Source organism: Massilia terrae, assembly GCF_024753145.1.
In the GTDB taxonomy this organism is placed as follows: Bacteria; Pseudomonadota; Gammaproteobacteria; order Burkholderiales; family Burkholderiaceae_D; genus Telluria; species Telluria terrae.
This window is the reverse complement of the sequence record NZ_JANUGU010000018.1, coordinates 1-7,549: the sequence shown is the minus strand read 5'-3', so window position 1 is coordinate 7,549 and position 7,549 is coordinate 1. Positions and strand designations below refer to the sequence as shown.

At 67.3% G+C, this 7,549-nt stretch carries 5 protein-coding genes; all 5 read right to left on the bottom strand.

Annotation, left to right across the window (positions count from 1 at the left end; genetic code table 11):
• Positions 1-6: 6 nt before the first annotated feature.
• Genes NX778_RS24450 through NX778_RS24430 form a run of 5 tightly spaced genes read right to left on the bottom strand, consistent with a single transcriptional unit; the run spans position 7 to position 7,429 of the window.
• Positions 7-1,158: a vWA domain-containing protein gene (locus NX778_RS24450; RefSeq protein ID WP_258814427.1), complete on the bottom strand. Its 1,152-nt coding sequence runs from the start codon at positions 1,156-1,158 to the stop codon at positions 7-9.
• Positions 1,151-3,385, bottom strand: coding sequence for a DUF5682 family protein (locus NX778_RS24445; RefSeq protein ID WP_258814426.1), 2,235 nt, complete (start codon positions 3,383-3,385; stop codon positions 1,151-1,153). Before NX778_RS24445 ends, NX778_RS24450 begins: the two co-directional genes overlap by 8 nt.
• Positions 3,382-4,473, bottom strand: coding sequence for an ATP-binding protein (locus NX778_RS24440; protein WP_258814425.1), 1,092 nt, complete (start codon positions 4,471-4,473; stop codon positions 3,382-3,384). The genes NX778_RS24445 and NX778_RS24440 overlap by 4 nt, the downstream gene beginning before the upstream one ends.
• On the bottom strand, positions 4,470-6,074 hold the full coding sequence (locus tag NX778_RS24435; protein ID WP_258814424.1) for a DUF5691 domain-containing protein: 1,605 nt from the start codon (positions 6,072-6,074) through the stop codon (positions 4,470-4,472). The genes NX778_RS24440 and NX778_RS24435 overlap by 4 nt, the downstream gene beginning before the upstream one ends.
• On the bottom strand, positions 6,071-7,429 hold the full coding sequence (locus tag NX778_RS24430; protein WP_258814423.1) for an SWIM zinc finger family protein: 1,359 nt from the start codon (positions 7,427-7,429) through the stop codon (positions 6,071-6,073). Before NX778_RS24430 ends, NX778_RS24435 begins: the two co-directional genes overlap by 4 nt.
• Positions 7,430-7,549 lie beyond the last annotated feature (120 nt).

The window sequence follows — 7,549 nt, the reverse complement described above, 5'->3', positions numbered from 1 at the left end:
GTTTTGTCAGCTGTGGACAATGCCGTGTTGAGCCGCCCATTGCTCTACGCTGTTGCGCTGGATCGCGGCCGCCATCAGGTCAGGAAACAGGTCAGGCGTGCAGGCAAAGCAGGGCGCGCCCATTGCCGCGAAGGCCGCGGCAATGGACCGGTCGTAGGCTGGCGCACCACTATCGTCCAGCGCCAGGAGCACGATCACCTGCACGCCATTGGCGATCAGGCTGCCTGCCCGCTTGAGCATCTCGGCCTTGTTGCCCCCTTCGAACAGGTCGCTGATCAGCACGACGATCGTCTGTTGGGGGCGCGTTACCAGGCCCTGGCAGTAGGCGAGGGCGCGGTTGATGTCGGTGCCGCCGCCGAGCTGCGTGCCGAACAGGACTTCCACCGGATCAGCCAGCAATGGCGTCAGGTCGGCCACCGCGGTATCGAACACGAACACCGAGGTCGACACCGCCTTTATGCTGGCCAACACCGCAGCGAACACACTGGCATAGACCACCGATGGCGCCATCGACCCGCTCTGGTCGATGCACAGGACGATATCGCGCAGCGCCTGTCCCTTGCGCGCGAAGCCGATGCGGGTTTCGGGAATCACGGTCTGGTACTCGGGCTGGTAGTGGCGCAGGTTGGCGCGGATCGTGCGCAGCCAGTCGATCTCGTTGTGGCGCGGACGCCGATTGCGCGCCGCGCGGTTCAAGCTGCCGGCAACGGCCTGCCTCAAGGGGCTGGCCAGCTTGCGTTCGAGCTGCTCCACGACCTGCGCGACCACCCTGCGTGCCGTGCTGCGCGTCTTGTTCGGCATGACTCGATTCAGACTGAGCAAGGTCGCGACGAGGTGAACGTCGGCCTCCACCGCCGCGAGCATCTCGGGCTCGCACAGCATGCGCTCGAGGCCCAGGCGGTCGAACGCATCCTTTTGCATGACCTGCACCACGGTAGCGGGAAAATACTGCCGGATGTCGCCCAGCCAGCGCGCCACGCGTGGCGCAGATCCGCCAAGGCCCGCGGAGCGTGCGCCGTCCTGCGCGTCGTACAGCGCTTCGAGCGCGCTGTCGATGGCGAGGTCGCGCGCATCCACGGAAGCTCCGGTCTCGCCTTCCTGACCAAGGACCAGGCGCCAGCGCCGCGCGGCCTCGTTGGCCTTCTCGTTCTCATGCATGTCCAGCCTCCTCGAGCGGCGCCGCATCCAGTATGGTTCTCAGCACCGGCAACACCCGGTTGGCGCGTTCGGCGTCGACCGCCCGCGTGCTCTGCGCTAGCCCCGCTACAGCGCCACCTCCCGCGCTCGCCCGTTCCGCCAGCTGGCGCCGTTCGGGCGCGGAAAACGTGCTGAACGTCCTCCTCAACAGCGGCAGCAATTCAAGGAACACGTCACCGGGCAGGCTCACGAGCCAGGCATTGATGAGTTCCCACAGCCGGTCGCTGTGCACCAGCAGCGCGCCACTGCCCTGCAAAAAGCCTTCGAGCCAATGCGCGGTGAGGAGTGGCGCGACCGCCGGTGAACAACGTAACGAGAGCTGGCGCGACGCCTGCTCGATGTCCCAGCGGTCTTGCTCAAACAGGATGCGGCAGCATCGTCCGCTCACCAGTGGATGCGACAGCTCGCTCGTCGCGGCGGCCTGCATGGCCGCAAACCATTCGTTCAGCCGCTGCGCATTCTCCATCAGGCGGATCGCCTGGTCTGCTGCGACGAGCTGCCGGACCAGCACGCCCGCCGCGTCGTCGGCCAGTCCGCGCGCGCCGAACGGCAGGGCGATGCAGGCGCGTGCGATCAGGCCGTCCACCACCTTGGCGAGTGAGCTCGTGTCCGTGCCGCGTACGCTGCCGTAACGCAGTACGTTGACCAGTGGCGGCAGGGCCGCCAGCAGCAGGCCGAGGTCCGGCGTGGTCGCGCTCACGTCCTGCACGCGCTGCATCGCCGGGCCGACCGCCTGGCGCAGATCCGCCAACAACACCTTTTCCATCAGCGCGGTCAGCTCGGGCAAGGTGCTCGCCTTGGAGGCGCAGTCGATGGCATACGCGGTGCAAGCGCTGTCGAGCGTGCCGCCCCACACGCTCGCTTCGATCAGCCGGACTGCGAATTCCGGTTCCCACGCGAGGCGCCAGAGTTCGTGAAAGGTGCCGCTCTTGCCGCGCGCCGCACGCAGGCTGCCCCAGGGGATGCCGAGCATGGCGAGACGGTGCAACAGCAGGCTCTTTTCCAGGTGCGTCGGCTCGCGCAGGTCGAGGTCCAGGTCGATGCCGTCGGCGCGCACAGGCATGCGCAATCGCTTTTGCTGGGCCTGCACGTCCTTCACCAGCGGCAGTGCGGGCACAGTTTCGGGCACCTGGCCTAGCCGCTCGTTCACCAGCAAGGCTTTTTCGATCAGCCGCAGCGGCGCGTCGCTATCATGGCAAAACACGGTACGCACGGCTTCCAGCAGCTCGGCCAGTCCGGGGCGCGGTCGCTCGCGCAGCGCAGCCAGCGCGTCGGCGAGCCGCACGGCTTCGATGACGTGGGCTGGCGAGCCGTCCAGGTCGTTCTCGCGCAGCAGGCGGGCGACGTCACTCAACCAGTACAGCGAGGCCCGCTCGCTGCGCCGCCAGACGTGCTCATACCAGCCAGGCGCCGTGACACCCGCGCCATAGCCGCTGGCGTACGCCAGCCTGCCATAACTCCAAGGCACCCAGGTCGCAGCCATCTTCGTCCGCGGCAGCCCCTTGAGCAGCTCGCTGTCGCTCTTTGCACTCGGCAGGACGGCGAGCGCCGGCACATGCCAGGCGCCGCACACGACAGCGATGCGCTGGTGTCCCTGCTTGAGCGCCTGCCGGATGGCGTTGCGCATGTGCGCCTCGCGCATCAATTCAAGCGCGTTTGACGAAGCCGCAAATTCGGCGCGTACCGCGGTCATCATTTCGCGGATGGCGGCAAACAGGTCCAGGCTGTCGCAGCGTTGCTCGACGAGGTGGTCCCACCAGGTGTCGACATCCCCGAAGCCGGCGGCTTCGGCCAGCCAGCGCAGCGGATCCGTGCGCATCTCTTCGCCGTCCGGCTGCCCATCGCCAGCCGGATCGGGCAAGCGCTGCCCCTGGGGCAGGTCGAAGAAGCGGGCCGGGACAGCATGGTCGTTGGCGTAACGGAGCGCCTGCCATTCCGGCGAATATTCAGCGAACGGATAGAACGCGGCACGCTCCGGCGCGTCCGGGTCGTACACCAGCAGCGCGACGGGCGGCGCCAGGCCGGGTGCGCCGATGTGCGCCACCAGCGCGTCTCCTTCGGGCGGCCCCTCGACCAGAATGCAATCCGGCTGCAGCGCCTGCAGCGCAGCGGCCAGGCTGCGTGCGCAACCGGGACCGTGGTGGCGGACGCCGAACAGGTGGACCTGCTGCGCCGCGTCGCTGCTCAATCCATCACCTCGCGGCAGGCGCGGTACAGGTCCTTCCAGCCTTCGCGTTCCTTGACGACCGTCTCGAGGTATTCGAGCATCGCGATGCGGTCCTGGACAGGATCCTTGACGATCGCGCCAACCATGCCGCCGGCGAGGTCCGCGCTGCGCAGCACGCCATCGCCGAAGTGGGCGGCCAGCGACATGCCGTGCGTGATGACCGAAATCGCTTCGGCCGTGCTCATGCTCGATGTGGTCGATTTGAGCTTGACCTTGCCGTCCGCGGTGGCGCCTTCGCGCAGTTCGCGAAACACCGTCACGATGCGGCGGATTTCTTCCAGCGCCGGCGTTTCGGCGGGAAGCTCGAGCGCACGGCCTATGCTCGCGACCCGCGTCTGCACGATCTCGACTTCGTCGTCGGCGCAGCGCGGCGGCGGCAGTACCACCGTGTTGAAGCGCCGCTTCAATGCGCTCGACAGCTCGTTGACACCGCGGTCGCGATCGTTCGCGGTAGCGATGATGTTGAAGCCTTTCCGGGCCTGCACTTCGTCGTCCAGCTCCGCGATCGGCAGCGCTTTTTCCGACAGGGTCGAGATCAGGCTGTCCTGCACTTCACCGGGCATGCGCGTGAGTTCTTCGATACGTGCGATTTTCCCTTCGCGCATCGCGCGCATCACCGGGCTTGGCACCACCGCCTCGTGCGTCGGGCCTTTCGACAGCAGCTGGGCGTAGTTCCAGCCGTAGCGCACCGCTTCTTCACTGGTGCCGGCCGTGCCTTGCACGACCAGCGTCGAATCGCCGCTGATGGCCGCAGCCAGGTGCTCGGATACCCACGACTTTGCCGTGCCGGGAACGCCGAGCAGAAGAAGCGCGCGGTCGGTGGCGAGCGTTGCCACCGCAATTTCGATCACACGCCGGTTGCCGATGTATTTTGGGCTGATCCGTTCGCCGCTCGGCAGCTCGCCTCCCAGCAGGTAAAGCGACACGGCCCAAGGCGACAGCTTCCAGCGTGGCGGCTTCTGCCGCGTATCGCCGGCGGCCAGCGCTTCGAGTTCGCGCGCGTACTGGGTTTCGGCGTGCTGCCGCAAAACGGAGGTGGACTCGGTCATGCTTGCTCCTGAAATGAGAGATAGATATCGTGCCGCGCTTGCACGAGCCGGGTGAATTTGTCGATGCTGTCCTGCAGGACGGCGATGCCTTGTGCACGCTGGCGCAGCGCCGGCTCGATCGCGATGCCGGCGGCAGGGTCTACCGCGCCGGCGAGGCCGCCGATCATCTGCACGAACCACCAGTGAAGGTTGGCCTGGCTGATCACAATCGACAGTGCATCGTACGCTCGTTCGAGTGCCTTGCGCGACAGTTCCGGCGGCCATGCTGTCGCAGACTGGCGTGCGGCCTCGTCGAGCAGTTGGTACCGCCCCGGATCGCGTTGCCATTCGGCCCGGCCGGTGTCGAGCAGTTGTCCAAGCAGCTGGTATCTTTGATCGGGCGGCAGGGCGGCGCAGGCGCGAGAGAAGGCGTCGGGAAAGGCCAGGCGTTTCTGTGGATCGGTGTCCAGCCACAGCGCCCCGAGGGCCGACAGCCATGAAAGCAGCTGCGGCGAGCTGCCGTTTTCCAGGTGCTGCTGGACGGCGCCCGACCAGCCTCGGATGAATACGGCGTCGAATTCGCCGGCGCGGGCGAGCGCGAGGCAGTCCACGGCCCCGCATCCAAACTGGTCTTGCCAGTGCTCCGGCGGTACGCAGGCCAGCATGTCGACAACCCAGCCGGCCTTTTCGCCAAGGCCCGGATGGCTGTTCGCGCCGACGCCGTCGCGCACCATGGCGGCATCGCGCTCCTGCGGCAGCGTGAGGTCGAGCCGAGCGGCGCGCAGCAAGGGCCGGCTTACCTGAACCAGTGGCCGCAGGCGCTCCAGCATCCGTGCCGACAGCGCCGAGCCTGGCAATCGGGCCAACAGCCGCTGCGCCTCCATGCGTACTTCCTTGCGGCGGTCGTCCAGCGCTGCTTCGAGGAAGGGCTCGTCGGCGCCTTGCAAGCGCACGCCCAGGCAGGACAGGAGCGAGGCGCGGCTTTCGGGAGGCTCGGCCTTCCATGCGGACTCCAGCGCCAGGCGTGCCGCAGCCGGATCGTCTTCGCGCCAGGCGCGCAGGACGTCCTTGCGTTGGGACGGCGAACCGGTTTCCCATATCGCCGCGCGGTCTTCGACAGCGCCGCCATCCACCGCCCACTCCCAGTCGGGTTCGAGGCGCGCGGTCCATTGTCCGCGGGCGCCCAGCAACTGCCTGACCAGCGCGCGCAACTGCTTCTGTTCGGTCGCGAGCTGGAGCATCTTGACCAGGAAGCGGTCCGGCAGGTGGGCGCCGTGGCGATACAGCTGCCCAAGCCACTCGCCGAGCAGCGCGGCGGATTGGCCGCCCTGCAGGAGAGCGCCAAGTAGCGATTCGGCACGCGCGGGGCAGGGCGCAAGGTCCCCGGTCGCGGTGGGCGCGCCGCCGCCCGCGTGAGCTCCGGCGGCGGAGGGCGCGTGTCCGGCGCGCTGCCACAGGTCGAGCGCGGCAAGCGATAACCACAGCCGCTGCTCCTGCGACGAATCCGTGCCGGCGATGGCCGGCATATCGAAGGACGGCGGCACAACGTTTTCCAGCAACGGCCGTGCGCGCGCTGTGCCGATCTGGAGCAAGCGTTCGAGTTCGGGCACGGTGCGGGTCATGCGGCGAGATCGCTTTCGATGTTGTAGAGGCGGCCGGCATGCCAGACACTGAGTGGCATGAACGCGTGGCCGTCCCATTCGCCGATAAGCGTCGTGGGATGGCCTCCGCTGATGGCGGCGATGTGCAACCAGTGGCGAAAGGAGGGGTGGAGCGCGATCGCGGCCCCGCCCGCCGGGCAATGCACGCGCCGGCGATCGCCCGCGTCGAGGACGGCATCGCGAAGCACGAGGGGATAACGGTCGAGGAAAGGCTGCACCGCCAGCGCCTGCGAGCAGGCGTCGAGCGCCGCATCCAAAGTGTCGAGCCGGTCGAAGACAGGCACCATCGGCGCCGGCGCAGCCTGGTTCCTGATCGCGGCGCGCAGCGGATACGCGCCCGGGTAGAAGCACAGCTCTCCATTGAAGGCAGTGCCGGGAGTGTGTACGTGTTCGAATCCCTGTGTTCCGACCGAATACTGCAGCAATTGCGCCCATCGCCCTGTCGACACACCACGCAGCCAGGTTGAGCGAGCTTTCAGCTTGTCCTCGTCGGTGGTCGTTTGCGCGAGCACCTGCCATTGGTCCGAGACCGGCGCGGATTGCAGCACGTCCTCGACCGGGATGCTCCAGCCGATTGCGGAGCGAACATCGTATTGCAGTGCCACCGGCAGCTGGTCGAGGCGCTGCCAAGCGGTGGCCAACAGGTAGATGGAGGCCATCTCGCGGGCCAGCCGGCCATCACGGTCTTCGTCGGCGCCCTGGTAGTAGAGGCTTCCGGCACGCCGAAGCCGACGGGACAGGGTGCCTGCCTGGGCGTCGATCAGCCGCGCGGCCACTGCGTCCCACGCTCCCTGGCCGCGTGCGCGCCCTGAAGCCAGCCCTTCGCGTGCCAGGTCATCGAGCCAGGTGCGGAGCTCGGACAGGCCACGGCTCACTTTGTCTTCGCGTTTTTCCTCGCGTTTGCGGGCCTGGGCTTCTGCGGCAGCCTGCGTCCCTGGATTTGCCGGCGCCGACCGTTGCGATTCCTTTTCCGCCTTCTTTTCCTCGCGGGCCTGGCGGCTTCTCAGCCAGTCGCCGACCCATTCCGGGGTATCTGCTGTGGCAAACAGGGATGGTTGCCCGGCAAGCAGCAAGTACAGGGCGATGCCGTGCTTGCAGGGGAACTTGCGGCTCGGGCACGAGCACTTGAAGGCCGAGCCGCCCAAGTCGATCTGGGTGCGATATGGATTTTTACCGCTGCCCTGGCACTCGCCCCACAAAGCGCCCTCGCTGCGACCCAGCCCGCTCCATTTTGCCGGTGTCGCCAGCTGGCCGCCGGCCTTGGCGGAGGCTGGGTCTGGGGCGAGGGCCAGGATCTGGGTTGCGTCGAGTATCAAGTGTCGCTCTGCTCTTAACGGGACTCCATACTCGGGTATTCAAGAAAGGTCGTCAATTCAGGATGGGTGAAAAGGCCGAGGCGCATCGCGATGAAAAGCCCTTGCGCGCGATGGAGGACT

What these genes read in the sequence shown, in the direction of transcription:
- NX778_RS24450 (WP_258814427.1), bottom strand. Translation starts at nt 1,158, where the DNA reads ATGCATGAGAACGAGAAGGCCAACGAGGCCGCGCGGCGCTGGCGCCTG.
- NX778_RS24440 (WP_258814425.1), bottom strand. Translation starts at nt 4,473, where the DNA reads ATGACCGAGTCCACCTCCGTTTTGCGGCAGCACGCCGAAACCCAGTAC.
- NX778_RS24435 (WP_258814424.1), bottom strand. Translation starts at nt 6,074, where the DNA reads ATGACCCGCACCGTGCCCGAACTCGAACGCTTGCTCCAGATCGGCACA.